The organism is Ferrovibrio terrae (assembly GCF_943371255.1).
Lineage (GTDB): Bacteria > Pseudomonadota > Alphaproteobacteria > Ferrovibrionales > Ferrovibrionaceae > Ferrovibrio > Ferrovibrio terrae_B.
Map to the genome: position 1 here is coordinate 20641 of NZ_CALRUC010000022.1, position 23411 is coordinate 44051.

The 23411-nt window shown below is 63.4% G+C and carries 27 protein-coding genes; 18 read left to right on the forward strand and 9 right to left on the reverse strand.

Annotated elements, in window-relative coordinates; genetic code table 11:
- Nucleotide 1 precedes the first annotated feature (1 nt).
- Entirely contained in the window at nucleotides 2-1120 is a 1119-nt protein-coding gene (locus tag AAG799_RS07300; RefSeq protein WP_341895152.1) for an MlaE family lipid ABC transporter permease subunit, read from the reverse strand.
- 171 nt (nucleotides 1121-1291) lie between these two features.
- On the opposite strand from AAG799_RS07300, the gene otnI reads away from it, so the two are divergent.
- On the forward strand, nucleotides 1292-2089 hold the full coding sequence (otnI, locus tag AAG799_RS07305; RefSeq protein ID WP_341895153.1) for a 2-oxo-tetronate isomerase: 798 nt from the start codon (nucleotides 1292-1294) through the stop codon (nucleotides 2087-2089).
- Here otnI and AAG799_RS07310 read toward each other — a convergent pair.
- From AAG799_RS07310 to AAG799_RS07320, 3 genes are all read right to left on the reverse strand, one after another.
- Nucleotides 2086-3384 (reverse strand): TRAP transporter large permease, encoded by a 1299-nt coding sequence (locus AAG799_RS07310; RefSeq protein WP_341895154.1) that lies wholly within the window; start codon nucleotides 3382-3384, stop codon nucleotides 2086-2088. The genes otnI and AAG799_RS07310 overlap by 4 nt on opposite strands.
- A complete protein-coding gene (locus AAG799_RS07315) occupies nucleotides 3384-3911 on the reverse strand; it encodes a TRAP transporter small permease (RefSeq protein WP_341895155.1) in 528 nt (175 codons plus the stop codon). The genes AAG799_RS07310 and AAG799_RS07315 overlap by 1 nt, the downstream gene beginning before the upstream one ends.
- An 80-nt stretch (nucleotides 3912-3991) precedes the next feature.
- Entirely contained in the window at nucleotides 3992-5044 is a 1053-nt protein-coding gene (locus AAG799_RS07320; RefSeq protein WP_341895156.1) for a TRAP transporter substrate-binding protein, read from the reverse strand.
- 199 nt (nucleotides 5045-5243) lie between these two features.
- On the opposite strand from AAG799_RS07320, the gene AAG799_RS07325 reads away from it, so the two are divergent.
- The gene (locus AAG799_RS07325; RefSeq protein WP_341895157.1) at nucleotides 5244-6377 is read left to right on the forward strand and encodes a TRAP transporter substrate-binding protein; all 1134 of its coding nucleotides are present in this window, start codon (nucleotides 5244-5246) and stop codon (nucleotides 6375-6377) included.
- 4 nt (nucleotides 6378-6381) lie between these two features.
- Here AAG799_RS07325 and AAG799_RS07330 read toward each other — a convergent pair whose 3' ends face one another.
- The gene (locus tag AAG799_RS07330) at nucleotides 6382-7119 is read right to left on the reverse strand and encodes a hypothetical protein (protein WP_341895158.1); all 738 of its coding nucleotides are present in this window, start codon (nucleotides 7117-7119) and stop codon (nucleotides 6382-6384) included.
- A gap of 194 nt (nucleotides 7120-7313) precedes the next feature.
- On the opposite strand from AAG799_RS07330, the gene AAG799_RS07335 reads away from it, so the two are divergent.
- The 10 genes from AAG799_RS07335 (at nucleotide 7314) to AAG799_RS07380 (ending at nucleotide 14223) form a co-directional block, all read left to right on the forward strand.
- Nucleotides 7314-7691, forward strand: a complete 378-nt coding sequence (locus AAG799_RS07335) for a cytochrome c family protein (RefSeq protein WP_341895159.1) — start codon at nucleotides 7314-7316, stop codon at nucleotides 7689-7691.
- A gap of 136 nt (nucleotides 7692-7827) precedes the next feature.
- Nucleotides 7828-8196 (forward strand): rhodanese-like domain-containing protein, encoded by a 369-nt coding sequence (locus AAG799_RS07340; RefSeq protein WP_341895160.1) that lies wholly within the window; start codon nucleotides 7828-7830, stop codon nucleotides 8194-8196.
- Nucleotides 8197-8260: 64 nt separating this feature from the next.
- A complete protein-coding gene (locus tag AAG799_RS07345; RefSeq protein WP_341895161.1) occupies nucleotides 8261-8857 on the forward strand; it encodes a gamma carbonic anhydrase family protein in 597 nt (198 codons plus the stop codon).
- Nucleotides 8858-8955: 98 nt separating this feature from the next.
- Complete coding sequence (locus AAG799_RS07350) at nucleotides 8956-9591, forward strand: RNA polymerase sigma factor (protein ID WP_341895162.1); 636 nt, start codon at nucleotides 8956-8958, stop codon at nucleotides 9589-9591.
- 4 nt (nucleotides 9592-9595) lie between these two features.
- A complete protein-coding gene (locus tag AAG799_RS07355; RefSeq protein WP_341895163.1) occupies nucleotides 9596-10048 on the forward strand; it encodes a hypothetical protein in 453 nt (150 codons plus the stop codon).
- Between the two features lie 8 nt (nucleotides 10049-10056).
- Nucleotides 10057-10587 carry a periplasmic heavy metal sensor gene (locus AAG799_RS07360; protein ID WP_341895164.1) on the forward strand — a complete coding sequence of 177 codons (531 nt, stop codon included), beginning with the start codon at nucleotides 10057-10059 and terminating at the stop codon, nucleotides 10585-10587.
- An 89-nt stretch (nucleotides 10588-10676) separates the two neighbouring features.
- Nucleotides 10677-11699 (forward strand): D-erythronate dehydrogenase, encoded by a 1023-nt coding sequence (gene denD / locus AAG799_RS07365; protein WP_341895165.1) that lies wholly within the window; start codon nucleotides 10677-10679, stop codon nucleotides 11697-11699.
- Nucleotides 11700-11829: 130 nt separating this feature from the next.
- Nucleotides 11830-13014: an acetylornithine deacetylase gene (gene argE / locus AAG799_RS07370; RefSeq protein WP_341895166.1), complete on the forward strand. Its 1185-nt coding sequence runs from the start codon at nucleotides 11830-11832 to the stop codon at nucleotides 13012-13014.
- 145 nt (nucleotides 13015-13159) lie between these two features.
- Nucleotides 13160-13702 (forward strand): hypothetical protein, encoded by a 543-nt coding sequence (locus AAG799_RS07375; protein WP_341895167.1) that lies wholly within the window; start codon nucleotides 13160-13162, stop codon nucleotides 13700-13702.
- A gap of 89 nt (nucleotides 13703-13791) precedes the next feature.
- Nucleotides 13792-14223 (forward strand): hypothetical protein, encoded by a 432-nt coding sequence (locus AAG799_RS07380; protein WP_341895168.1) that lies wholly within the window; start codon nucleotides 13792-13794, stop codon nucleotides 14221-14223.
- Here the strand turns inward: AAG799_RS07380 and AAG799_RS07385 are convergent, their stop codons facing one another.
- On the reverse strand, nucleotides 14224-15507 hold the full coding sequence (locus tag AAG799_RS07385; protein WP_341895169.1) for a putative zinc-binding peptidase: 1284 nt from the start codon (nucleotides 15505-15507) through the stop codon (nucleotides 14224-14226).
- Nucleotides 15508-15688: 181 nt separating this feature from the next.
- Between AAG799_RS07385 and AAG799_RS07390 the strand changes: the two genes are divergently transcribed.
- A complete protein-coding gene (locus AAG799_RS07390; protein ID WP_341895170.1) occupies nucleotides 15689-16024 on the forward strand; it encodes a DUF3606 domain-containing protein in 336 nt (111 codons plus the stop codon).
- 1 nt (nucleotide 16025) lies between these two features.
- On the opposite strand, the gene AAG799_RS07395 is transcribed toward AAG799_RS07390, so the two are convergent.
- Both AAG799_RS07395 and AAG799_RS07400 read right to left on the reverse strand, forming a co-directional pair.
- On the reverse strand, nucleotides 16026-17402 hold the full coding sequence (locus tag AAG799_RS07395; RefSeq protein ID WP_341895171.1) for an MATE family efflux transporter: 1377 nt from the start codon (nucleotides 17400-17402) through the stop codon (nucleotides 16026-16028).
- A gap of 1 nt (nucleotide 17403) precedes the next feature.
- Complete coding sequence (locus AAG799_RS07400; protein WP_341895172.1) at nucleotides 17404-18009, reverse strand: TetR/AcrR family transcriptional regulator; 606 nt, start codon at nucleotides 18007-18009, stop codon at nucleotides 17404-17406.
- 108 nt (nucleotides 18010-18117) lie between these two features.
- On the opposite strand from AAG799_RS07400, the gene AAG799_RS07405 reads away from it, so the two are divergent.
- The 3 genes from AAG799_RS07405 to AAG799_RS07415 all read left to right on the forward strand — a co-directional run bounded on the left by AAG799_RS07405 (nucleotide 18118) and on the right by AAG799_RS07415 (nucleotide 19103).
- The gene (locus tag AAG799_RS07405) at nucleotides 18118-18402 is read left to right on the forward strand and encodes a SelT/SelW/SelH family protein (RefSeq protein ID WP_341895173.1); all 285 of its coding nucleotides are present in this window, start codon (nucleotides 18118-18120) and stop codon (nucleotides 18400-18402) included.
- Nucleotides 18403-18571: 169 nt separating this feature from the next.
- Nucleotides 18572-18718, forward strand: coding sequence for a hypothetical protein (locus AAG799_RS07410; protein ID WP_341895174.1), 147 nt, complete (start codon nucleotides 18572-18574; stop codon nucleotides 18716-18718).
- Between the two features lie 7 nt (nucleotides 18719-18725).
- Nucleotides 18726-19103, forward strand: a complete 378-nt coding sequence (locus tag AAG799_RS07415; RefSeq protein ID WP_341895175.1) for a hypothetical protein — start codon at nucleotides 18726-18728, stop codon at nucleotides 19101-19103.
- 5 nt (nucleotides 19104-19108) lie between these two features.
- Here the strand turns inward: AAG799_RS07415 and AAG799_RS07420 are convergent, their stop codons facing one another.
- The gene (locus tag AAG799_RS07420; RefSeq protein WP_341895176.1) at nucleotides 19109-20476 is read right to left on the reverse strand and encodes an MFS transporter; all 1368 of its coding nucleotides are present in this window, start codon (nucleotides 20474-20476) and stop codon (nucleotides 19109-19111) included.
- 56 nt (nucleotides 20477-20532) lie between these two features.
- On the opposite strand from AAG799_RS07420, the gene AAG799_RS07425 reads away from it, so the two are divergent.
- Both AAG799_RS07425 and typA read left to right on the forward strand, forming a co-directional pair.
- Complete coding sequence (locus AAG799_RS07425) at nucleotides 20533-21525, forward strand: LysR substrate-binding domain-containing protein (RefSeq protein WP_341895177.1); 993 nt, start codon at nucleotides 20533-20535, stop codon at nucleotides 21523-21525.
- Nucleotides 21526-21702: 177 nt separating this feature from the next.
- Nucleotides 21703-23411: translational GTPase TypA (gene typA / locus AAG799_RS07430; RefSeq protein WP_341895178.1), on the forward strand; the 1709-nt coding region annotated here is incomplete at its 3' end.

The following is a 23411-nucleotide window of genomic DNA, read 5'->3' on the forward strand; positions in this document are numbered from 1 at the left end:
TTCAGACCCCGAGGAAGTTGAACATGATGGAGAACAGCGCATCGAAGACGATGACCAGGAAGATCGACTGCACCACGGAGCGCGTGGTCAGGCGGCCGACGCTTTCGGCATCGCGCTTGACCCGCAGGCCCTCATAGCAGCCAACCAGCGCGATCAGCGCGGCAAAGACCGGCGCCTTCACGATGCCGACCAGGAAGGTGCGCAGCACGACGGCATCATGCAGGCGGTGGAAGAACAGGTCCGGGCTGATGCCCAGCGCATTCCAGGCCATCAGTGCACCACCCACCAGGCCCATGATATCGGCAAAGAAGGTCAGTACCGGCAGGGTCAGCATCAGGGCGAACATGCGCGGCAGCACCAGCACCACCACCGGGTCGAGGCCCAGCGTACGCATGGCGGCGATTTCCTCGTTCACCTTCATGGTGCCGATCTGGGCGGTGAAGGCACTTCCCGAGCGGCCGGCGATCAGGATGGCGGTGAGCAGCACGCCCAACTCGCGCAGGACTGAAATGCCGATCAGGTCGACCACGAAGATCTCGGCACCGAATTTCTGCAGCTGGCTGGCGCCCTGATACGCCATCACCATGCCGATCAGGAAGGACAGCAGTCCGACAATCGGCAGCGCCTTCAGCCCGGTCTCCTCCATATGATGCACCATCGAGGTGAAGCGCATCTGCCGCGGACGAAATGCCATCATCACGGCGGTTTCGGTCACTTCGCCGATGAAGCCGGTAAAGCGCCGTGCCTCGCGCAGGAAGAACATGGTCAGCCAGCCGAGATGCTGCACGGCGCCGGCCACGCCGCTATCGGTGGCGGGCCAGACGGTAACCGCCTCGCCGCAGCCCCTGGCATAGTCGAACAGCGAGCGGTGTTCGTGGCGCGGCGTTGGCCAGTCGATGCTGAAACCCTGATCCTCAAGCTGACGATACAGGCGCACCAGCAGCAGGGCGCCGGCCGTATCGAGACGGTTGAGACTGGTGGTATCGAGACGGGCCTCGCGCGCGCCGCCATCGCGCAGATGGCCGCCGGTCAGACCGGCGGTCGCCAGGCCGCCCAGACGGCCCAGCAGAGACGCGGCATGAGCCAGCGTCCAGTCGCCGGTCAGGCTGAGCCGCAGCACCGCCCCCTCCCGTCCCGCCTGCAATTGCCCCTCGGCCATGCGCCCCCGAACCGAAAACAAGAAAGCTTGCCCAACAGTTAGCAGAAATGACAGTCTCAGAAAACCAATGCCCGATGTCAGATCGGCTACGCTGCCCCGGAGCCTTTCCGGGGGTGCCATATGGGGGGGATCATGCCGCGCTTTGCCGCCAACCTGAGCTTCCTGTTCCTGGACGAACCCTTCCTCGACCGTTTCGCCGCAGCCGCCGACCAGGGCTTCCAGGCCGTCGAATTCATGTTCCCCTATGAGCATTCCTCCGCCGCCGTCGCCTCGGCCATGCGGGCGGCGGGCATCCAGGTCGCGCTGTTCAACGCACCGCCGGGCGACTGGGCCAATGGCGAACGCGGCCTGGCCTCCCTGCCCAACCGGCGCCAGGACTTCCGCGCCGCGATGGCCCGGGCGTTTGAATATGCCGAGGCGATGAACTGCCCGCGCATCCATGTTGTAGCCGGCGTGGCACCCGCCGGAGCCGACCGCCGCGCCATGGAAGCCTGTTACATGGACAATCTGGCCTGGGCGGCCGAGCAGGCTTCGGGGCTCGGTCGCATCCTGCTGATCGAACCGATCAACCGGCGCGATGTGCCCGGCTTTTTCCTCAGCGATTTCGATTTCGCCGAAAAGGTGATCGCCGATATCGGCGCGCCGAACCTGCGCCTGCAGTTCGACGTCTATCATGCCCAGATCATTCATGGCGACCTAGTCAAGCGGATTGAGCGGCAGATGCCGTGGATCGACCATGTGCAGATCGCCAATCCGCCGGACCGGCGTGAACCCGGCAATGGCGAGATCGAGTATCGCTATATCTTCGAGACCTTCGACCGGCTCGGCTATGACGGCTGGATCGGCTGCGAATACCGACCGGCCGGCAGTACGGTGGACTCTTTGGGCTGGATCAGGGACTACGGCGTGGTGCCGAAGAAAAAAGCCTAGTTCATCAGGGACGGAAGCCAGAGGACAATGGCGGGAAAGCCGATCAGCAGGCCGACGCGCACAAGATCGGCCAGCACGAAGGGCAGGATGCCGCGGATCACGGTCTGCAGCTTCACCTGCCCCACGCCCTGGATGACAAACAGGTTCATGCCCACCGGCGGCACAATCATGCCGATCTCGACAATCGTCACCATGTAGATGCCGAACCAGATCGGGTCGATCCCAAGCGCCTGCACCGCCGGAAAGACGAATGGCAGGGTCAGCAGCATCATGGCCAGATCGTCCATCAGCGCGCCAAGCACGACGTAAAACACGGTGAGCAGCACCAGGAACAGCGCCGGGCTGAGCTGCAGCGCCTGAATCTGCGCCACCACGAATTGCGGCGCGTTGGTGATCTCAAGGAAGAAATTGAACAGGCCGGCGCCGATCAGGATCAGGAAGATCATCGCACTGGTTGCCGCCGTCTCGCGCAGTGAGTCCTTGAAACGGCCCAGGGTCATGGTGCGGCCCGCCAGCGCAAAGATCAGTGCGCCGACCGCGCCGACCGAGGCGGCTTCGTTGGGCGAGAACACACCGATGAACATGCCGCCGATCACGATCACGAACAGCAGGAAAACCGGCCAGACATTTTTCAGCGTGCGGCGACGCTGCGGCCAGGGCATGCGTTCGCCGGCCGGGCCGCTTTTCGGATTGAGTCGTGTGGTCGCGGTGATGGCCAGCATATAGAGCGCCGTGCCGAGCACGCCCGGCAGCAGGGCAGCCACATATAGCTTGCCCAGCGACTGCTCTGTGAGCAGTGCATAGATCAGCAGGATGATCGAGGGTGGGATCAGGATGCCGAGCGTGCCGCCGGCGGCTACGGTGGCGGTGGCGAGACTGTCGGCGTAGCCGCGCCGGCGCATTTCCGGTAGCGCGACGCGGCACATGGTGGCCGCCGTAGCAATCGCCGAGCCGCAGATCGAACCGAAGGCGGCGCAGGCGCCGATGGTGGCAAGCGCGAGGCCGCCGCGGTAGTGGCCGAGGAAGGCGTAGGCGGCATCGTAAAGCTGGCGCGACAGCCCGGCATAGGTGGCAAACACGCCCATCATGACGAACAGCGGCACGGTGGAGAGGCTGTAGGGAATTACAGATTCAAACGGCGACGAGCCCATCACATAGGCCAGCCCGTCCCAGCCCTGCAGCCACAGGAAGCCAAGCCCGCCAACCACGCCCATCGCCACCGCGACCGGTACCTGGATGAGCATCAGGCCAAGGACCAGGGCAAAGCCGATCACACCGAAGAGCGTCGCATCCATCACAGCACCTCGCCTTTCGGCGCGGATGGCACAATGTCGCGGCCGGTGACGGCGACGGCGAGATGTCGCAACACAATCAGCGCAATCAGCAGCGTGGCAAAGAACGAGCCGGCCAGCAGCGGATACCAGAACCAGATCATCGGCAATGCAATGGTCTGCGACCTGTCGCCCATCAGGGCCACCGTATTGGCCTGGCCGATGCCAAACCAGCCGATCGCCCACATCAGTGCGCCACCGAGCAAAGCGGCGAAAGCCCGGCACAGGGCCTGTATCCGCAGCGGCAACCAGCCGATGCCGATATCGATCGAGACATGACTGTCAGTCATGAAACCATAGGGGATGGTCAGGAAGGCGCAGGCGACAATCATCAGCTGGGTGATATCGACCGTGCCAAGGATGCCCTGACCGCCGAAATTGCGCATGGCAATATCGAGGCAGGTGAACAGGCCGGCGACCAGCGCACAGAAGGCACCGAGTTTTCCGGCCCAGGCCGCGGCCTGCTCGGCGATACGGTAGATGGCAATCATCGCTTGAGACCCGAGAAGAAAAATGCCCTGCCGCCATCGATGCTGGCGGCAGGGCGGTCAGACATACGATCCCGATGGGATCAGCGCTTGCCTTCGTATTTGGCGATACGCTGCTGCATTTCAGCGAAGATGGCGCGGGCATCCTTGACCCCCGCTCCTTCCAGATCGGTCAGCAGCTTTTCAGTGGTGGGCTTCAGCGTATCGCGCCAGCGGGTGCGTTCGGCATCCGACAGCGAGGTCATCGCATTGCCCTTCTTGTTCGCAGCCTCCAGGCCCGGTGCATCCCACTGGTTCCACCAGTCGCCGAACTTCTCGGTCAGCGCGCTGCCTGTCGTATCGTCGATGGCCTTTTTCACATCCGCCGGCAGGCCGTCGTATTTGCGCTTGTTGATGATGAAATAGAAGCTCGCTGTGTAAGACCGCGCGTCGAGATGGAACTTGGTGACTTCAAACAGCCGGAAGGAATTGATCGGATCCCAGGGGAACACCGCGCCGTCGATCACACCGCGCTGCAGGTTTTCATAGACCTCGCCCGGCGGCAGGCCGACCGGCGTGGCGCCCAGCTGCTGCAGCATGGCGTTGATCTGCGGGCTGGGCGAGCGGATACGCAGGCCCTTGAGATCGTCCATGGTCTTGACCTGCTTCGATCCGGTATGGATCAGGCCGGCGTTATGCGCATGCAGACCGAGCACTTTCACAGTGTCAGGGAATTCCTGCGCGAAATGCTTCGGATACATTTCCCACAATGTGCGGCTGGCCGCGTTGGCTGTCTCGACCAGGAAGGGGAATTCCACGATGCCCATGCGGCTGAAGCGGCCGGCGGGCACCCCGCGCAGGCCATGCGCGATATCGACCACGCCACTGACCGCCTGCTCGAGCTGACGCGCCGGGTTGCCAAAGGCACTGCCGGCCGGAAACACCGTCAGTTTCACCTTGCCGTTGGTCCGCTTGGCCAGCTCCTCGCCCCAGGGTACGAACCAGTCGCGATGCATGCCGTGGCCCGGCGGCAGGAAGTGGCTCAGCTTGAGTTCGATCTCCTGCGCCGCCGCCGGCAATGCTGCGGTTGCGAACAGAAGGGCGGTCAAAACGGCAGGCGCCGCTTTACCCATGAAACGAGTCAGCTTGGCTGTCACGGATCGTCCTCCCAGACGGTTGTTATGGTTTTTTCTGCTGCTCGAAGGATAGTTACATCTGTAACTAAGGTCAAGGCAGGCCCGCCCTTACCTGCCGGGGGTTACCGGCTGAATACGTAGACGCGCCAGCGGCTTGCCGCCTATTGTTGCGCCGGCAGAAGATCGGTGGGTGGGTCTCACCGCGTGAAAGAAGGGTTTGATGGCGCGTCTGGTCACAGTGGCTGGCCTGGCCCTGGTATTGGGCATTCTGATTGGCATCGGTGCGGTCTCGCTGGATCGCGCCGCCAATGCCCCGGAGGCGCGCGCGATCAAGGAACCCGATGCCCCGCAGAGCAGCAGCACCGCTGTGGTCGAGGCACCGGGTGCGCGGGTTGTGATCAAGCTCGCCAGCGCTGCCCCCACATCGGCACCGCAGATCGGCACCATGGCCGTGACCACGGTGGAAAAACTGGCAACGGCGTCTGACGGCAACATCGAGATCAAGCTGTTCGAGCCCAATACGCTGGCGCCGAATGCCGAGCTGTTCGACAAGGTTGCCGACGGCACAATCGATGCCGTGTGGTCGTCGCCAAATTTCTTTGCTGAACGCGATTCCGTCTTCTGGCTGTTCTCTACCGTGCCCTTCGGCCCCTCCGCCGGCGAATATCTCGCCTGGCTGTCCTATGGCGGTGGCCAGGATCTGATGGACAGCAGCTTTGCGCGCTTCAACATCAAACCCATCGTCTGCACCGTGCTGCCGCCGGAGTCCGGCGGCTGGTTCCGCCGCGAGATTACCTCGGTAGGCGATCTCAAGGGCCTGCGCATGCGATTCATGGGCATCGGCGCCAAGGTGATGCGCCGGCTGGGCGTCGATACCGTGACGCTGAATGGCGGCGACACCTTCTTCGCCCTGCAAAGCGGCAATATCGATGCTGCCGAATTCTCCCTGCCCTTCATCGACCTGCGCTACGGCCTCGACAAGGCTGCAAGCAATTACTATTTCCCGGGCTGGCACCAGCAGAGCTCGTTGATCACCCTGATGATCAACATGAAGGTCTGGGAAAACCTGACCGATGCGCAGCGCGCCATGATCATGAATGTTTGCGGCGATAATATCCGCGAGAGCCTGGCGGAAGGCGAAGTGCAGCAGGTGCAGGCACTGCAGGAAATCCGCCAGCGCGGCGTCAATGTCCGCACCCTGCCTGTGCCGGTGATGGACGCGCTGAAGGCGTCATGGATCCAGGTGGTGAAAGAGGAAAGCGCCGCCAATCCGGAATTCAAGAAGGTGTGGGAGTCTTACCACGCATTCCGCAAATCCTACGCAGAGTGGCGCGGCCTGGGCTACCTGCCCTGATGGCTCAGGCGCCGATCGAACGGCGCAGCTGGCGCACCTGACGTTCCACCGAGATATCGATGGATGCTGTCACTTCCAGGCTGCGGTCTTCCAGCGCATCGCCGCGCGGATTGGCAAGACCGCGTGCCTCCACCGCATCGTCGCGACGGCGGATCAATTCGATGATTTCGGGTTGAAACAGACGCAGCAGACCATTCAGCCAGCGGTTCACATTCGATGATGGCCAGGCATGGCGCAGCTCGAAGCGGTCGAGCATGGCAATCACATCGCGCGCCGCAAACCAGGTTTCGTCGGTAACCCAGCGGTTGACGGTGAACAGGCGGATCGGTTGGCCATAATGGTCCATCGCCACACCGACGATATGGGCCAGGGCCTGATCGCCACGCGGCCAGTGTTCTCCCAGCTTTTCCTTGGGCGAGCAGCGACCGACGCCGGTTTTCAGATACTTGGCCGGCTCGAAGGCTTCACCAAGGAATTGCGGGCGCTGGAAGATATGAAAGTGACCGTGCTCACGGTCTTCGTTGCGATGGGCATGATAGTAATACTGCGCACCGGTTTGCGGATCGAACACATCGCCGGCCGGATAGTGCTGCTGCTCGAAAAAATCTTCCTCGCCATGCAGGAGTTCGGCGACCAGGTTGCTGCGCTTGGCTGCGAGACCCTGCTGGATCTTCAGCACATCGCTGCCCGCCGCCACCATCGCCTGCAAACGAGCCCGCCCCAGATTCGCCATCATATTCATGCAACACGTCCCCAACCACTCAGGCGGGGCAGACTACGCAGCCGGCTGTTAAGCGGTGGTAAATGCGACAAGCCGCCACGCTTGTTCTTGCGAGTCGCTATGCTATTTTTTTCTCAGACCGGTTTTCCGGCCCCCATCCGAATCGCCAGCAGTCCGTTTCCAGCATTGTCGAAAGACCCATTGAGGAGCCCCCGATGTCGCGAGTCCTTTTGTCCGCCCTCGCCGTTCTCACCCTGAGCCTCGGCATGACCAGTGCCCATGCGGCCGGCAATCCGGAGGAAGGCAAGAAAGCCTTCGCCAAATGCCGTGCCTGCCACCAGCTTGAGGCCGGCAAGAATACCGTCGGCCCCAGCCTGAAGGGCCTGTTTGGCCGCAAGTCGGGCACTGTCGAAGGCTTCAAGTATTCCGATGCCATGAAGGCCAAGGCCGTGGCCTGGGACGACACCACCATCGCTGCCTATATTGCTGATCCCAAGGGCTATATCCCCGGCAACAAGATGGTCTTCCCCGGCATCAAGAAGGAAAGCGAGATCGCCGACCTGATCGCCTATCTGAAGGACGCCACCAAGTAAGGTCGTCTGCACGGGTTCCAGGGCCTCCCATGATGGGAGGCCTTTTTATTTCACATGAATTAATGTAGAAAATATATAGTACATATTGTGACGCCAATTACATTGCATTCTACAGTTAAAAAACTATATTGCCCTTATGTCCACAGCGAGCACCGATATCCCCAGCAATACCACCCCAGCTTCGGTTTCCGCCGAAACGGTGCGGGACTGGCTCGCCAATGGTGAAGCCCTGCTGATCGATGTGCGCGAACCCGACGAATATGCCGATGAGCATATCGAGGGGGCTGTGCTGCTGCCGCTGTCCAGCCTGGATGCCGGCCAGCTGCCCGCCGCCAATGGCAAGCGCCACGTGCTGCAATGCCTGACCGGCAAGCGCTCGGGCATTGCCCTGCAGAAACTGGCCGAACAGGGCGTGACCGGCCTGCTGCATCTCGATGGCGGTCTGCTGGCCTACAAGAAGGCCGGCGGCGCCACGGTTGAAGCCGACGAGGCCGTGGCGGCTTAAGCCGCCGCACCTTTTTCCGTTGTCATCTGTTGGTTAAGGTCGTCCTGCAGAAATGGAGGATCCGATGCCTGTGCATGGCCCCGACGTGGTGCTGAACGCCCCCGCCTATATCCATGAGAGCGCGCAGATCTATGGCAAGGTGCGGCTCGAAAAGGGCAGCTCGGTCTGGATCAACGTCGCCATGCGTGCCGAGAATTACGAGATCGTGGTCGGCGCCTACACCAATATCCAGGATTTCTCGATGCTGCATGTGGGCAGCCAGAGCGGCACCTATATCGGCGCCCATGGCTCGATCACCCATCACTGCACGATCCACGGCTGCACCATCGGGGATAACTGCCTGATCGGCATCGGCTCGACCATCATGGATGGCTGCGTGATCGGGAATAACTGCATCATCGGCGGCCACACCTTCCTCAAGGAAGGCACCATCATCCCCGACAATTCCGTGGTGGTGGGCAGTCCCGGCAAGGTGATCAAGACGCAGAACAACTATGTGCGCTGCCGCCTCAACGCCTGGCTCTATTACCGCAACGCGCTGGCCTATCGCCAGGGCCAGTATCGCGACTGGGACCAGGCCGACATGGCCAAGGCGGTGGGCGCCGAGATCGCCCGCCTGACCGAAGAACTGAAAGCCCTGGAAGCCGCCGGCCGAGCATAATCTTTCCTGGCCTGAATTCCGCCATTTTTGCGGCGCAGGAATCCTGCCATGGCGCCGTGTAGAGCTACAGACAATAACGGTATGAGCAGGACATTTACATGTTCGCCTCCCTCGCCCTGCCACGCCTCGAAACCGGGACGCCCGGACTTTTGGGCGGTGAACGCGTGAGCGACGTCGATACGGCCCTGATGCACCGGGTCGCGCGCGGGGATCATGCGGCCTATCGCCTGCTGGTCGACAAATATCTGCGCCACGCCGTGACCGTTGCCTATCGCGTGCTGTTCAATCGCAGCGATGCCGAAGAGGTGGCACAGGAAGCATTTCTGCGCGTCTGGCAGCATGCCGCGCGCTGGCGTGCCGATGGCGGAGCCAGCTTCAAGACCTGGCTTAACCGCGTTGTGGTCAACCTGTGCATCGACCGCAAGCGCAGGCCCACCATGGCCGTGCTTGATGACCAGCCCGAGCCGATCGACGAGGATCGCGCCACACCCTATGAGGCACGGCTGGCCAGCGAAACCACCGACCGCGTTGCGCTGGCCCTGCAGAAACTGCCGGAACGCCAGCGTGCCGCGATCCTGCTCTGCTTCTGGGAAGGCGAAAGCAATATCGACGCCGCCCGGGCGCTGGGTGTCACTGTTGGCGCGCTGGAGTCCCTGTTGATTCGCGCCAAGCGCAGCCTGCGCGACGATCTGAGCCCGGCCCTGGGTGCAAACCCGGCCGGCATGAAGGAGTGAAGCCATGACTCTCGAGCGTTTTATCGATCTGCTCGACGCCTATGGCGCCGATCTCGATCTCTGGCCCCAGGCTGAGCAGGCTGCAGCCACCGCGCTGCTGGCCGCATTGCCCGAGGCACGCGAGGCGCAGCGCCGCGCGGCCTCGGCCGATGCCCTGCTGTTCAATGCGGCTCTTCCAATGATCGAACCAAGCGATGCCCTGCGCCAGCGCGTGCTGGCCCAGGTTGCCATGCTGCCGGCCGCGAGTCCGACAGCCAACTGGCGTGGCCAGGTGCTGGAAGCACTCGCGCTGCTCTTCCCCAGCGGCCGCAGCCTGCCGCAATTTGCCGCGCTGGCCCTCGCCGTTGCGATCGGCATCAGCGCCGGCTTTGCCAATATCGGTTTTGCCGATGCGCAGGAAAGCGACCTGGTCAGCGTGCAGATTGCCAGTGCCACACCGCTGCTCACCGAGGATTGAGAATTATCATGGTCGATCCGGTTGCCTCCGCGCCCACCCCGAAGTCGAAGCTCAATCGCTGGCTTGCCATTGGCCTGATCGCCTCGGTGGCGCTCAACCTCGGCTTCGCCAGCTTCGGTGCCGTGCGTTTCTTCAAATATCGTGAGATGGCCGAAAAACGCGGTGGCCAGATCGAGGATCAGTTTGCCCGCCGCCTACCCGACAATGCCGCGCGGGCGTTCCGCCACGCCTTCGAGGACGGCCGCAAGGGTGGCGCCATTTCGCATTACCAGATGCGCCGTGATCTGGGCACCGCACTGAGTGCCGAGCCCTATGACCGCGAGCGCCTTGCCGCCGTGCTGAGCGAACACCGCCAGCGGCTTGACCAGTTGCAGCAGGGTCTGCAGGCCGGCCTGCTGGCTGCAGCCGATGCCATGACGCCGGAACAGCGCCGCGAGTATGCCGAGCGCATGCTGCGCCGTGGCCCGCCGGGCGGGCCCATGGGCGGTCCGCCGCATATGCGTGGCGACATGCCGCCGCCTCCGCCGCCCCGCAACTAAGGGTCTGCACCGCCGAGCCCGGCACCCTTGTCTCTGGGCGACAGGCTGTTTAGCGTGGGTGTTTTCCCGGAAAGCCACTGGGGGCATCCATGCTCAATGTCGTCATCACCGGCGGTGCCGGTTTCATCGGCCAGAAACTGGCCGCCGAACTGCTGAAGCGCGGAACGCTGACCGGGCCGAGCGGCAAGTCGGAACCGATTGCCCGCATCACACTGTTCGACACTGTCGCTGCAGCGGGTCCGCAGGATGAACGCATCACGACCGTTGCCGGCGATATCGGCGATCATGGCGACGTACTGAAGCTGATCGGCCACAACACACATTCGGTGTTTCATCTTGCTGCTATCGTCTCCTCGGGAGCCGAAGCGGACTTCGAAGGTGGCTATCGCGTCAATCTGGAAGGCACCCGCCATATCCTGGAAGCCTGCCGGGCGATTCCCACGCATACCCCGCGCCTGGTGTTTGCCTCATCCGTCGCCGTCTATGGCGGCGACGATCTGCCCAAGACCGTGACCGACCAGACCGCCCAGCGCCCGACTACCTCCTACGGCGTACAGAAGCTGAGCGGCGAGTTGCTGATCAACGACTACAGCCGCAAGGGCTTTGTCGATGGCCGCAGCATCCGGCTGCCTACGATCATGGTACGGCCCGGCAAACCGAACAAAGCCGCCTCCACCTGGGCCAGTTCGATGATCCGCGAGCCGCTCTCGGGCGTCGATGCGGTCTGCCCGGTGCGCCCCGACTCACCGATGGCCTGCCTGTCGCCGCGCCGCACCGTGGATGCCTTCATTCGTGCCCATGATCTGCCGGCAGCAGACTTCGGCAAGGACCGCGCCCTGCTGCTCAGCGGCATCCGTGTCACTGCCGGCGAAATGGCAGCCGCCGTCGAACGCGCCACCCCGGCCCTGAAAGGCGCCAACCGCAAGATCGGGACCATTCACTGGACTCCCGATGCCGCGATCCAGAAGATTGTCGATGGCTGGCCCGGCGCCACCGCATCGGAGCGAGCGAAAGCGATGGGCTTCACCGTCGATGCCGGTATCGATGAGATCGTGCAGAGCTTCATCGCCGACGATCTCGACAACCAGATCAAGAGCCTGCAATCGTCGTAACCTGTTTTATGTCATGGCCGGGCTTGACCCGGCCATCCACGTCTTGCAGCGTGGCCGCTGCGAAAAAAAACTCGTGGGTGCCCGGCTCAAGGCCGGGCATGACACTGTTGTAGAATGAAGGTAAGCGCCTATGACCAAGCCCTCCCCCGAAGCCCTGGCAATGATCAGGCAGCTGATCGAGATGCCGACCGTCAGCCGCGATTCCAATCTCGACCTGATTCACTGGATCCGCGACCACCTGAAATCGCTCGGCGTCGATGCCACGCTGGTGCATGATGCCACCGGCAAGAAAGCCAACCTCTATGCCACGCTGGGGCCACAGGACAAGCCGGGCATCGTGCTGTCGGGCCATACCGATGTGGTGCCGATCGACGGCCAGGACTGGGATACCGATCCCTTCAAGCTGACCGAAAAAGCCGGCAAGCTCTATGGCCGTGGTACCTCGGACATGAAAAGCTTCGTCGCCATCGCGCTGTCCTATGCGCCGAAATTCCTGGCGCAGACGCTGGATACGCCGATCCACTATGCCTTCACCTATGACGAGGAAGTGGGCTGCCTCGGTGCCAAGCGCCTGATCGAAGTGCTGCGCGACATGCCGGTGAAACCCAAGGCTTGCATCGTCGGCGAGCCGACCGAGATGCAGGTGATCGCCCAGCACAAGGGCAAGAAAAGCTGGCGCGTCGATGTGCGCGGTTTTGAATGCCATTCCTCGCTGACCCATATGGGCGCCAATGCAGTGGAGGCCGCTGCCGAACTGATCGCCTTCATCAAGTCGCTGGCCCGCAACAAGCGGGATAACGGCCCGTTTGATTCCGAATTTGCCCCGCCCTATACCTCGCTGCATACCGGCACGGTCAATGGCGGCACGGCGCTCAACATCGTGCCGAAGGATTGCAGCTTCCTGTGGGAGATCCGCTACCTGCCGCAGGACGATGTCGATGCGCTGTTCGCCGAAGTCGTGGCTTATGCCAGGACCAGGCTGGAACCGGAGATGAAGAAGATCGATCCGGCCTGTGGCTTCACCTTCACGCAGATATCGGAATTCCCCGGCCTCGCCACCAATGACCGCGGTGGCGTGGTAGAGTTGGCCAAGGCGCTCACCGGCGCCAACCGCGTGCAGAAGGTCTCGTTCGGCACCGAGGCCGGCCTGTTCTCCGAGCTGGGCATTCCTACCATCGTCTGCGGTCCGGGTTCGATCGAACAGGCGCATAAGCCCAATGAGTTCATCGAGCTGGCCCAGATTGGTCTCTGCGAGGCCTTCATGGACCGGCTGCTGCAACGGGTGAAGGCCGGCGCTGCCACCATGCCGATCTGAGACTGGTGCTATCAGGGCAGTTATGATCCTGCCCAAATCCGCGGCAGTGTCGTCAATTCTGCAAAGCTGGTTTGTGACCGGCGCCATGGTGCGGCGCAATATTTCCTGATAGACAGCGCGCCTCGTTCGGCAACAGAGGCCGTTTATGTCCGTGACTACAGCCCGTCTCGCCACCATGACACCGCATGCCAACCAGGATGCGGTGCAGGCGGCGCTGGCCAAAGCGCGCCACCCGATTGTGCGCGACTTCCTGGCCTACTATGCCGGCATCCATCCAGCCGATGCCCTGCCCTCGCGCGAGGCTTTCAATCCGATGGCAGTGCCACGCCTGCTGCCGCATCTGGTGCTGGCCGAAGTGGAACGCCAGCCCGATGGCCGGCCGGCCCGGTTTCGCATCAAGGTGGCAGGCGAAGAGGTGGTCGCCGCCCTGCGCATGCCCCTGATCGGGCGCTATATGGACGAGATCGCCAACACATCGGAACCGACCGCGCGCTTTCCCATCGAGAGCCGCCACAGTGTTGTCGAGACCGGCTGCATGGTCTATCGCCGCGGCAAACCCCGGCTGCGCTTCCCGCTCGATTATGCCGAAGTCGAATATGCTCATTGCCCGCTGGCCGAGAATGGCGTTACCGTCGATCACATCATGACGGTCAACCATTATCAGGCCCTGGAGCCGGTCCTCCGCTGAGCAATACCGCCACGCATCCCAATCTTGCCGCCATCGACGTCGCCCTGGCCGCGGCGAAAAGTCCGGTCATCCGCGACTTCCTCCAGCATATGCGCAACATCCACCCGGCGGACCGGCTGCCCGCGCGTGCGGCCTTCGATCCCATGCGGGTTCCACATCTGCTCGGCCATCTCGTGCTGGTGCAGGTCGAGCGTCCCTCTGCCGGTGCGATGAGGTTTCTGGTCCGCGTTGCCGGCGAATCCGTGTTGCGCGCCGTGCCGGTACCGCTGATGAATCGATATATCGAAAGCAGCGTGAACCTGATCAAGGACTCACGGGACGACAGCGAGTCACGCATCGTCGATGTGCGGCGCCAGGTGGCGGAAACCGGCTGCATGCAACACTGGTGCGGTCGGGTCAACATTCCTTTCCGCTTCAACTTCGGCGACGTGGAATATGCCCATTGCCCGCTTGGGGAAGACGGCAGCACGGTGGACCGCATCCTCTCGGCCTTCTTCTACCACGGTGCACCGGACGCCTGATCAAGGCACCGGATCGAGCGCCAACTGCGAAGCGACTGTCAGCAAAGCTGCCGTCTGTTCCGGCACCTCTGCATCCGGCTGCGGATCGGTGCCAACTGACGCAGCCAGCGGCTGCGGCTGATTTGTCTGCTGCAGTGGCGCAACGCCGGATTGGAATGCCGACACTGGCTGGCCCAGTCCTTCGCGCGCCTGACGACACAGCGTGTGAATGAAACCAAGCTTGCCGATCGCCGCAGCACTCAGCACAAAGGGATAAAGATCCTGCTGGCCCATGGAACGGTTCAGGCTGTTGACCGCAAAGGTGACCGGCAGAAAGGCTTCGATCAGCTGTTCGATACTGTCGGCATGATAAGGGTCGAAATCGACCCGCACGCCCAGTTCTTCGCCCCGGCTGATGCGCGGTTTGACCCGCAGGCCGAAAGCGCCCGCCGTCTCCAGTGTATCGACGATATGCATGTAATGCGCCCAGGTTTCGGCGAAATCCTCCCAGGGATGCACCGCGGCATAGGCACTGACATAACCCTCCTGCCAGCCGGAACCGGGGCCATCATCATAATGACGCTGCAATGCCTCGCCGTAATCCTGCCGTTCATCGCCGAACAAGGTGCGAAAGCCAGTCATGGTCTCGCTGGTTTCACCGGTCCGGCGCACCAGTCGCTCCCAGTAGTAATGCCCGACTTCATGCCGGAAATGGCCGAGCAGGGTGCGGTAGGGCTCATGCATCGCGACACGGATCTTCTCGCGTCTGGCATCATCGGCTTCCATCAGATTGATGGTGATGAGGCCGTTGTCATGTCCAGTGATGATCCGTGGGGCTGACGGATCGGGCGGGTCGGCGAGGAAATCGAAGGCCAGCCCCTCTTCCGCGTCTTCGTCACGCGTTTCATGCGGCAGCCCAAGCCGTAGCAGGCCGTGAAACAACCGGTGCTTGGCACTTTCGATGCGGCGCCAGTTGGCCAGGTTCACCGGCACCGACAGATCGGGCACCGTGCGGTTATGCGCACAGGCCACGCAATAGGGTTCAGGATCGGGTGCCTGCCCCTCGGCCTCGGCCGGCACCAGCCAGTTACAGGCGTCGTGCTCGGCATTGCAGCAGAAGCGGTAGTGCTGTTCGGGCGCCGCCAGCGCCTGCCACGCTGCGCTGCCATCGCTGCGCGTCACGGGTTCCAGCGCACTGAGCACCAGGGCATTGGACAGAAAGCCGAGCCGCCGCCCGCAGCTTTCACATTGAGTGTTTTCAAAATAGAGCGGCTGGCCGCAGCCCAGACATTCGAACAGGCGCATGACAATCTCGTTGAAACGGGACTGGTTTTTTCGCCCGCAGGTTTAAAGACGATCTGGCCGCGCATTGGTTCCGCAAGAAACTGCGGAACCCTCCGGCTTCGGACAGGTTCTGTACAGGGCCCAAAAAGGAGTGCAGACCATGGTGCCACACAAACCAATGCCAAAACCAAGCGACGAACAGATGCGTGAAGCGCACCACAGCGATCAGAGCCAGACGGAAAAGCAGGAAGATTTGGACATAGCGCTGCGTGACAGCTTCCCCGCCAGCGATCCGGTGGCGTTAACCCAGCCGACCACGGCCACGGCATCGCTGGACAGCGACAAATCAGCCAAGGCGGGGGATCGCACCCGCGACAAGCTGCTGCAGAAGCATGAGCGTGTGAATCTGAGCGATGACGACGAGGTCAAATACTGGACCGAGCGCCTCGGTGTTTCGAAAACTGCGTTGAGCGAGGCCGTGCGCGAGGCCGGATTCTTCCCGGCCGACGTGGCGCATCATCTGGGCAAGACACTGTAAGCTACTTCGGCTCCCAGCGTGTCGCCTTCACCAGCAAGCCGGTGCTGACGCCGTAGACCACCATCGCGGCACCGGCCAGCGCGAACAATGTCCACACTACGGCGCCGCTCATCGTCAGCCACCAGCCGCCCAGCGCCACCATCACAAGCCGGATGGTGCCGCCCACCACCGGGCCAAGCACCTTGCCCGAACCCTGCGAGGCGAAATACAGGCACAGGCCGAAACCGAAGAACGGGAAGCCGGCGCCGGCGGCGATCAGATACTGCCGCGCCGCCGCAATCACCGCGGCATCATCCGTGAACAGCCGCGACCACAGATCGGGCGCGACGATGACGATCAGGCCGATCACGGCCAGCGCCACGGCGGCCACACTGCCGGCCATCCAGGCGACATGGCGCGCGCGCGCCACCTGCCCGGCACCGATGGCCATGCCGACCATCGGCACGCTGGCGACACCGACCGAGAAGGCAATCGGAATCAGCAGGAATTCCAGTCTGGCGCCGATGCCATAGCCGGCCAGCGCAACCGTGCCGAAGCGCGCCACCAGCCCAGTGAAGATCAGCACTGTCAGCACGGTCTGCAGCGACGAGACGCAGGCCAGCGCGCCAACCCGCAGGATATCGAGGAACAGCGGCTTCTGGGCGACAAAGCCTGCTGCACTCAGCCGCAGCCGGGCGCGACGGCTGCGCAGGTAGACAAACAGCACCAGCGTGCCCAGGCCGAAGGCAAACACCTGTCCCAGCGCGACACCGACAATGCCGAAACCCGGGATCGGCCCAAGCCCGAGGCCAAGCACACCGCCGATGGCGATCTGCGCCACCGCGGCGGCGAGTCCGAGCACCGAAGGCACATTCATGTTGCCGGTGCCACGCAGCACCGAGGACAACGTGTTGAACAACCAGACGGCAATCGCGCCGCTGAATACCGTGTTGGAATACAGCACCGCCAGGTCCAGCGCCGCACCGCGCCCGCCGAGCAGGTGGTAAATTGCTGGGCCAAGCAGCCAGAAAAAGGCCGTGAAAAATGCGGCGGCCACCACGGCAATGATGATGGCATGTAGCGCCAGCGTGTTGGCGCGCTGCAGATCACCGGCACCCAGCGCACGGGCGATGGCCGAGGACACGCCGCCACCCATGGCACCCGCCGACATCATCTGCATCAGCATCACCATCGGGAAGGCCAGCGCCATGGCGGCGAGCGATTCCACACCCAGCAGGCCGACATAGGCTGTCTCGGCAATCGCAGCCAGTGCAGTGGCCAGCATGGCAACCGTGGTCGGTGCGCTGAGCTTCAGCAAGGTGGGCAGGATCGGCGCAGTGAGCAGCATCTCGCGCCCCGTCGCCGCGGCGACAGGCTTGCGGATTGTCTGGTCATTCATGTCAGGCCGCCTTTTCGATCGCGTTGAGCCGCTGTTGCACGCTCTGCCGTGCGGCATTGAGGATAGTGTCAGACAAGCTTTGGTCAGCGACGGCGCGCGCCATGGCGACCGCGCCGGCCATCTGCGTCAACATCGCCAGCGCAAAGCCCTGCGCATCGAAAGCGTCACGCTGTGGCAGATGCCGCATGTAACGCGCGACAATACCTTCGATACCGGCATCGAACGCGGCGCGTGCAGCCTTGCTGAGGCGCGCCAGATCGCCGCTCAGCGCCGCAACCGCACAGCCATTGCCCGGATTGTCGCGATGCGATGGCGACAGATAGGAATCCGCCCAGCACCGCAAGGCATCGATGCCGGTCGCGGCGCCGACACGGCTGGCAAAGCGCGCACTGCCTTCAGCGAACATGCCACGGATCGCTTCGGTTACCAGATCATCCTTCGACCCGAAATGCGCGTAGAAGCCGCCATGGGTCAGGCCGGCAGAGCGCATGATCTCGGCAACGCCGACACCGGCCGGACCATGGGCGCGCATGGCCCGGGCGGCCTGCCGCAGGATCTTCTCGCGGGTCGCCTGCTTGCGCTCTGTCGGTACGGTGGCTGGGGGCATGGTGAGTCCAGAATATGATGATCATCATATTTAGTGGCCGGAAGGCCAAAGTAAAGCTTGCTGAATTCTGTGCTGATTCAGCCGGTTAGGTCATGCTAGGGTGTTGCCATGAGCGAGCGCCACCGTCCCAGAATCGCGATCACCTATTGCACCCAGTGCCAGTGGCTGCTGCGCGCGGCCTGGATGCAGCAGGAACTGCTTTCCACCTTCACCGAGGATCTGGCCGAGGTGGCGCTGATTCCGGCCAGCGGCGGCACATTCGTCATTGCCTATGACGGCGACACGATCTGGGACCGCAAGCGCGATGGCGGCTTTCCGGATGTAAAGACGCTGAAGCAGCTGGTGCGCGACCGCCTCGATCCCGCGCGCAACCTTGGCCATATCGATCGCTGAGCCGCCGATCTGTTTGCATTGTCCCAAGCAGGCCCGGCAATTCGCGCCGCAGTGCCGCGATTGCCCGGCAAAACTTTCCGGTTAATCCGCGTTCACCAAACTGCGCAACAGTGTGATTTTGCTGTAATCCGCAACATTCTGTTACACGCGGATCTTTGCAACCTCTGGCATGTCACTTGCTTCTTCCCTCGCAGAAAACGAGGAAGACGCGCATGAGCGCGCCAATCTCGATGAGCCCATCCGCCAGAAGGTGGAAAAGACCATCCGCGCGCAGACCGGCAAAAACATCGGTGGCATCGCCAACCTAGTGGTGTGAACCAACCATGAGCTCGATTTCATCCAGCTACTTCACCAATCCCTATTACGGCATCAACCAGGCCGGCGGCACCAAGCCGACAGAAGTTGTGAAGACCAAGGAAGAAGCCGCTACAGCTGGCGCCTCTGCCGTTTCGGCGGCGCCGCTGAACGTCGGCGACGTGACGCAGGAATTCCTCGATTTCGCCAAGCTTTCGGTGCCCGAGCGCATCCGCAAGCAGTTCCTTGAAAGCAGAGGGCTGGACGAAAAATCTCTGGCATCCTTGAGCGAGGAAGACCGCAAGAAGATCGAGGACGAGTTCCGCGATCTGCTTGAAAGGAAAATGAAGGAAGGCATGAACATGGGCAGCAAGACCACCGGTCTCGTCGCCAATATTGTGGTCTGAACGGCCTAGCTCAGGGTTTTCCTCAACGTCAGCGCCGCCGCGATTGCACCTAGGGCGGCGGCGGCGGCGGCCACGCCGAAGGCAACGGCATAATCCACACCGCCGGAGACCGCGCCGAGCAGCGCAATACCGATGGCGAAGCCGGCCTGGCGAAGGGTTGTCGCCATCGCCGATGCCATGCCGGCACGATCCGGCGGCGCCAGCGCCACCAGCGCACCCGAAACCTGCGAATTGCTGATCCCGGCACCGCTGGCCAGCAGCAGCATGGCGCCGAGCACCAGCCAGAGCGACGCCCCCTGCAGTGTGGCGAAAGCCAGCAGCGCCAGGCCCGCGGTGAGCAGCAGCATGCCGCCGGTGAACGTCACCTGCCAGCCATAGCGCTGCGTCGCCCAGACGCCGACCGGCGGCAGCACCAGCATCGGCAGAGTGGCCGCCAGCATCGCCAACCCGTTCCGTTCGACATCGAGACCGAAGGCCGCCAGCAGATAGAGCGGCAGATAGATCAGCGTGGCCCAGTAGCCGGCCGACAATGACAGCAGCAGGCAGCCGATGCCGATGGCCTCGCGGCGGCGGAACAGCATCGGATCCAGCATCGGTTTCGCACGGCGCTTCTGCTGCCACACCAGCGCGATGCCGAGCAGCAGGCCTGCGCCCGTGGCGAGCCAGCGCCAGACCGGCGCGCCGTCGCTGTGCAGCAGTGCCTGCACCGGCAGGGCAATCGCCAGTGTCAGCAGCAGAACACCCGGCAGATCGAGCGCACGGCCTTCCTCATCGCGCGATTCCGCAATCACACGGCGCACCGCCCAGTCGCAAAGGGCGCAGATCGGCAGGTTGATCAGGAAGACCCAGCGCCAGCCGAAGCCCGCGGCTACAAAGCCGCCCAGCGTGGGGCCCAGTGCCATCGCCGCGCCGCTGGTAACGCCGATGATGCCGAAGGCCCGCGCGCGGGCAGCAATGTTTGAGGTCGGATAGGCCAGCGAGATCGCCGCCAGGCCGCCGGTGATATAGAAGGCTGCGCACAGGCCCTGTAGCGCGCGGGCAACCCACAGCGACGGCCCGTCCCAGGTCAGACCGCAGAGCAGCGAAGCCAGCGCGAAGCCGGCATTGCCCAGCAGCAGCATGCGGCGGCGGCCGAAACGGTCGGCCAGTGCGCCGGCGGCGAACAATGAGCCGGCAAAGGCCAGGCTGTAGGCATCCATCACCCAGGCAGTGGCACTGATCGAGAAGCCGAGCTCGTCACGGATGGCCGGCAACACCACGGCGACGACGGTGACATCGAAGTTGGCCAGGCTGACCGACAGCGCAAGAATCCAGGCAACGGCCATCGGATGCTGGAAACCAAAACGTGCGACGGGTTGGGCGAGATCGGACATGACGCTGGCATCGCATGCCGGCGCGGACGGCACCAACAAGATCGCTTCACAGTATCATGAATATCATTCATAATACGGCCATGCGCCCCCTGCCGCCCTTCGACTCCCTGGTCGCCTTCGATGCCGTGCTGCGCCATGGCAGCATGACGGCGGCCGCCAGCGAGCTGGGCATCACCCAGAGCGCGGTGAGCCATCGCCTGCGCCGGCTGGAAACCTTCATCGGCACGCCTTTGCTGCTCCGGCGCCGCGCCGGCCTGTCGCCAACCCCTGCAGGTACGGCACTGGCCGAAGGGCTGGGCGATGTATTCGACAGCATGGCCGGCCTGCGCGATCGCTGCCGCGCGACCACGGCACCGGCCCGCCTGCGCGTCGGCATCAGCGCGGCACTGGCCCAGCTCTGGCTGGTGCGCCGCCTGCCCGCCTTTGCCAGACGCCATCCCGGCATCGATGTGGAACTGGTGATCTTCACCACCAAGGCGCAGGCCGAGGCCCGCTCCGGCGACATCGATATCCGCGTGCTGTGGAAGAAGCCGGACGAGGCCCGCAACACCAGCACCCAGCGCCTGCTGTTCCGCGAACAGGTCTTCCCGGTCTGCGCCCCGTCAGTGCTGGCAAAACCCCTGCGCGACCCCAAGGCCATCGCCACCCTGCCGCTGCTGTACAAGGCGGTCGAGGAAGGCCAGACCCCGGAATGGGAATGGAGCACCTGGTTCAAACGCCTGGGCATCGCCGGCAAGCCGAAAACCAGCCTGCGCTTTGGCGATATCGGCACGGCGATCTCGGCCGCCCTGGAAGGCGCCGGTGTGGTGCTGGCGCGCTCCCTGCTGGTGCATGACGCCCTGGGCGACGGCCGGCTGATCCGGCCGCTCGGCCCGCAGTGGCAAATGCCCGCGGAAAAGGCCCATGTGGTGCGCTGGCCGGCAGCCCTGTCGGGCGACCTGCGGGTTCGGGCCTTTGCCGCCTGGCTGGCGGCCGAAGCCGAGAAAACCGTAGCCGAGGGGGCACCTGCAGCTCCGGCAAAAGCTAAGCTACGGATTCAGCGACATTAATTACCAGGCAAGGCGCCAACATGGCAGCCCTGCACCATCGTCATTGCGACGCAACAAATCTATCCTTGTAACAATCCGCCCCGGGCCGTATATACCCGCCCAACTCTAGCCGAAACCTAAAGGAATCGCGCCCGGCCGCCTGACCCCAGGATGGACCGGGCCTTTTGTGTAAGCCGCATGGATATCCGCAATATCGCCATCATCGCCCACGTCGACCATGGCAAGACCACGCTCGTCGACGCCCTGCTGCGCCAGTCCGGCTCGTTCCGCGAGAACCAGCAGGTCGCCGAGCGCGTCATGGACAGCAACGACCTGGAGCGCGAGCGCGGCATCACCATTCTCGCCAAGTGCACCTCGGTCGAGTGGCACGGCACACGCGTGAATATCGTCGACACCCCCGGCCACGCCGATTTCGGCGGTGAAGTCGAACGCATCCTGTCGATGGTGGATGGCGTGGTGCTGCTCGTGGACGCCGCCGAAGGCCCGCTGCCGCAGACCAAGTTCGTGCTCGGCAAGGCGCTCGGCCTTGGCATGCGTCCGATCGTGGTCATCAACAAGGTCGACCGCCAGGACGCCCGTCCGGTGGAAGTCCATTCCGAAGTTTTCGATCTCTTCGCCGCGCTGGACGCCACCGAAGAGCAGCTCGACTTCCCCTGCATGTTCGCCTCTGGCCGCTCCGGCTGGGCCGATGACAGCCTGGAAGGCGCCCGCAAGGATCTCGCCCCGCTGTTCGACCTCGTCGTGCGCCATGTGCCGGCGCCGATCGCCGAGCAGAATGCGCCCTTCAAGATGCTGGTCACCACGCTGGAAGCCGACAACTTCCTCGGCCGCATCCTTACCGGCCGTATCTATTCGGGCAAGCTGAAGGTCAACACCCCGATCCATTCGCTGCGCGCTGATGGCAGCGAGATCGAAGTGGGCCGCGTCACCAAGCTGCTGGCCTTCCGCGGCATCGAACGCGTGCCGGTGGAAGAAGCCGATGCCGGCGACATCGTCGCCATTGCCGGCCTGACCACCACCACGGTCGCCGACACCATCTGCGAGCCCGCCGTGACCGAGCCGGTACCGGCCAACCCGATCGATCCGCCGACGCTGGCCATGACCTTCTCGGTGAACAACTCCCCGTTCGCCGGTAAGGAAGGCAGCAAGGTGCAGAGCCGCGTGATCCGCGACCGCCTGCTGCGCGAAGCCGAAGGCAACGTCGCCATCCATATCCGCGAGACCGAGGAGAAGGACGCCTTCCAGGTCGCCGGCCGTGGCGAACTGCAGCTCGGCGTGCTGGTTGAAGTGATGCGCCGCGAGGGCTTCGAGCTCTCCATCAGCCGCCCGCGCGTGCTGTTCCAGAAGGACGAAGACGGCAACCTGCTCGAGCCGATCGAGGAAGTGCATGTCGACGTCGACGACGCCTATACCGGCGTGGTCGTGGAAAAGATGAGCCTGCGCAAGGCCGAGCTGCGCGACATGCGCCCCTCGGGCGGCGGCAAGACCCGCATCACCTTCCATGCCCCCTCGCGCGGCCTGATCGGCTATCACGGTGAATTCCTCACCGACACGCGCGGCACCGGCATCATGAACAAGCTGTTCCATGGCTACGGCCCGCATCGCGGCGTCATCCCGGGCCGCCGCAACGGCGTTCTGATTGCCAACGGCACCGGCGAAACCGTGGCCTATGCACTGTGGTACATCGAGGAGCGCGGCACGCTGTTCGTCGATCCGGGCACACCGGTCTACGAGGGCATGATCATCGGCGAGAACAGCCGCGACAACGACCTCGAAGTCAATCCGATGAAGGCCAAGCAGCTGACCAACATGCGTGCGTCGGGCAAGGATGAGGCCGTGCGCCTCACCCCGCCGCGCAAGATGACGCTGGAGCAGGCGATCAGCTA

What these genes read in the sequence shown, in the direction of transcription:
- otnI (WP_341895153.1), top strand. Translation starts at nt 1,292, where the DNA reads ATGCCGCGCTTTGCCGCCAACCTGAGCTTCCTGTTCCTGGACGAACCC.
- AAG799_RS07310 (WP_341895154.1), bottom strand. Translation starts at nt 3,384, where the DNA reads ATGGATGCGACGCTCTTCGGTGTGATCGGCTTTGCCCTGGTCCTTGGC.
- AAG799_RS07315 (WP_341895155.1), bottom strand. Translation starts at nt 3,911, where the DNA reads ATGATTGCCATCTACCGTATCGCCGAGCAGGCCGCGGCCTGGGCCGGA.
- AAG799_RS07325 (WP_341895157.1), top strand. Translation starts at nt 5,244, where the DNA reads ATGGCGCGTCTGGTCACAGTGGCTGGCCTGGCCCTGGTATTGGGCATT.
- AAG799_RS07330 (WP_341895158.1), bottom strand. Translation starts at nt 7,119, where the DNA reads ATGAATATGATGGCGAATCTGGGGCGGGCTCGTTTGCAGGCGATGGTG.
- AAG799_RS07335 (WP_341895159.1), top strand. Translation starts at nt 7,314, where the DNA reads ATGTCGCGAGTCCTTTTGTCCGCCCTCGCCGTTCTCACCCTGAGCCTC.
- AAG799_RS07340 (WP_341895160.1), top strand. Translation starts at nt 7,828, where the DNA reads ATGTCCACAGCGAGCACCGATATCCCCAGCAATACCACCCCAGCTTCG.
- AAG799_RS07345 (WP_341895161.1), top strand. Translation starts at nt 8,261, where the DNA reads ATGCCTGTGCATGGCCCCGACGTGGTGCTGAACGCCCCCGCCTATATC.
- AAG799_RS07350 (WP_341895162.1), top strand. Translation starts at nt 8,956, where the DNA reads ATGTTCGCCTCCCTCGCCCTGCCACGCCTCGAAACCGGGACGCCCGGA.
- AAG799_RS07355 (WP_341895163.1), top strand. Translation starts at nt 9,596, where the DNA reads ATGACTCTCGAGCGTTTTATCGATCTGCTCGACGCCTATGGCGCCGAT.
- AAG799_RS07360 (WP_341895164.1), top strand. Translation starts at nt 10,057, where the DNA reads ATGGTCGATCCGGTTGCCTCCGCGCCCACCCCGAAGTCGAAGCTCAAT.
- denD (WP_341895165.1), top strand. Translation starts at nt 10,677, where the DNA reads ATGCTCAATGTCGTCATCACCGGCGGTGCCGGTTTCATCGGCCAGAAA.
- argE (WP_341895166.1), top strand. Translation starts at nt 11,830, where the DNA reads ATGACCAAGCCCTCCCCCGAAGCCCTGGCAATGATCAGGCAGCTGATC.
- AAG799_RS07375 (WP_341895167.1), top strand. Translation starts at nt 13,160, where the DNA reads ATGTCCGTGACTACAGCCCGTCTCGCCACCATGACACCGCATGCCAAC.
- AAG799_RS07380 (WP_341895168.1), top strand. Translation starts at nt 13,792, where the DNA reads ATGCGCAACATCCACCCGGCGGACCGGCTGCCCGCGCGTGCGGCCTTC.
- AAG799_RS07385 (WP_341895169.1), bottom strand. Translation starts at nt 15,507, where the DNA reads ATGCGCCTGTTCGAATGTCTGGGCTGCGGCCAGCCGCTCTATTTTGAA.
- AAG799_RS07390 (WP_341895170.1), top strand. Translation starts at nt 15,689, where the DNA reads ATGCGTGAAGCGCACCACAGCGATCAGAGCCAGACGGAAAAGCAGGAA.
- AAG799_RS07395 (WP_341895171.1), bottom strand. Translation starts at nt 17,402, where the DNA reads ATGAATGACCAGACAATCCGCAAGCCTGTCGCCGCGGCGACGGGGCGC.
- AAG799_RS07400 (WP_341895172.1), bottom strand. Translation starts at nt 18,009, where the DNA reads ATGCCCCCAGCCACCGTACCGACAGAGCGCAAGCAGGCGACCCGCGAG.
- AAG799_RS07405 (WP_341895173.1), top strand. Translation starts at nt 18,118, where the DNA reads ATGAGCGAGCGCCACCGTCCCAGAATCGCGATCACCTATTGCACCCAG.
- AAG799_RS07410 (WP_341895174.1), top strand. Translation starts at nt 18,572, where the DNA reads ATGTCACTTGCTTCTTCCCTCGCAGAAAACGAGGAAGACGCGCATGAG.
- AAG799_RS07415 (WP_341895175.1), top strand. Translation starts at nt 18,726, where the DNA reads ATGAGCTCGATTTCATCCAGCTACTTCACCAATCCCTATTACGGCATC.
- AAG799_RS07420 (WP_341895176.1), bottom strand. Translation starts at nt 20,476, where the DNA reads ATGTCCGATCTCGCCCAACCCGTCGCACGTTTTGGTTTCCAGCATCCG.
- AAG799_RS07425 (WP_341895177.1), top strand. Translation starts at nt 20,533, where the DNA reads ATGAATATCATTCATAATACGGCCATGCGCCCCCTGCCGCCCTTCGAC.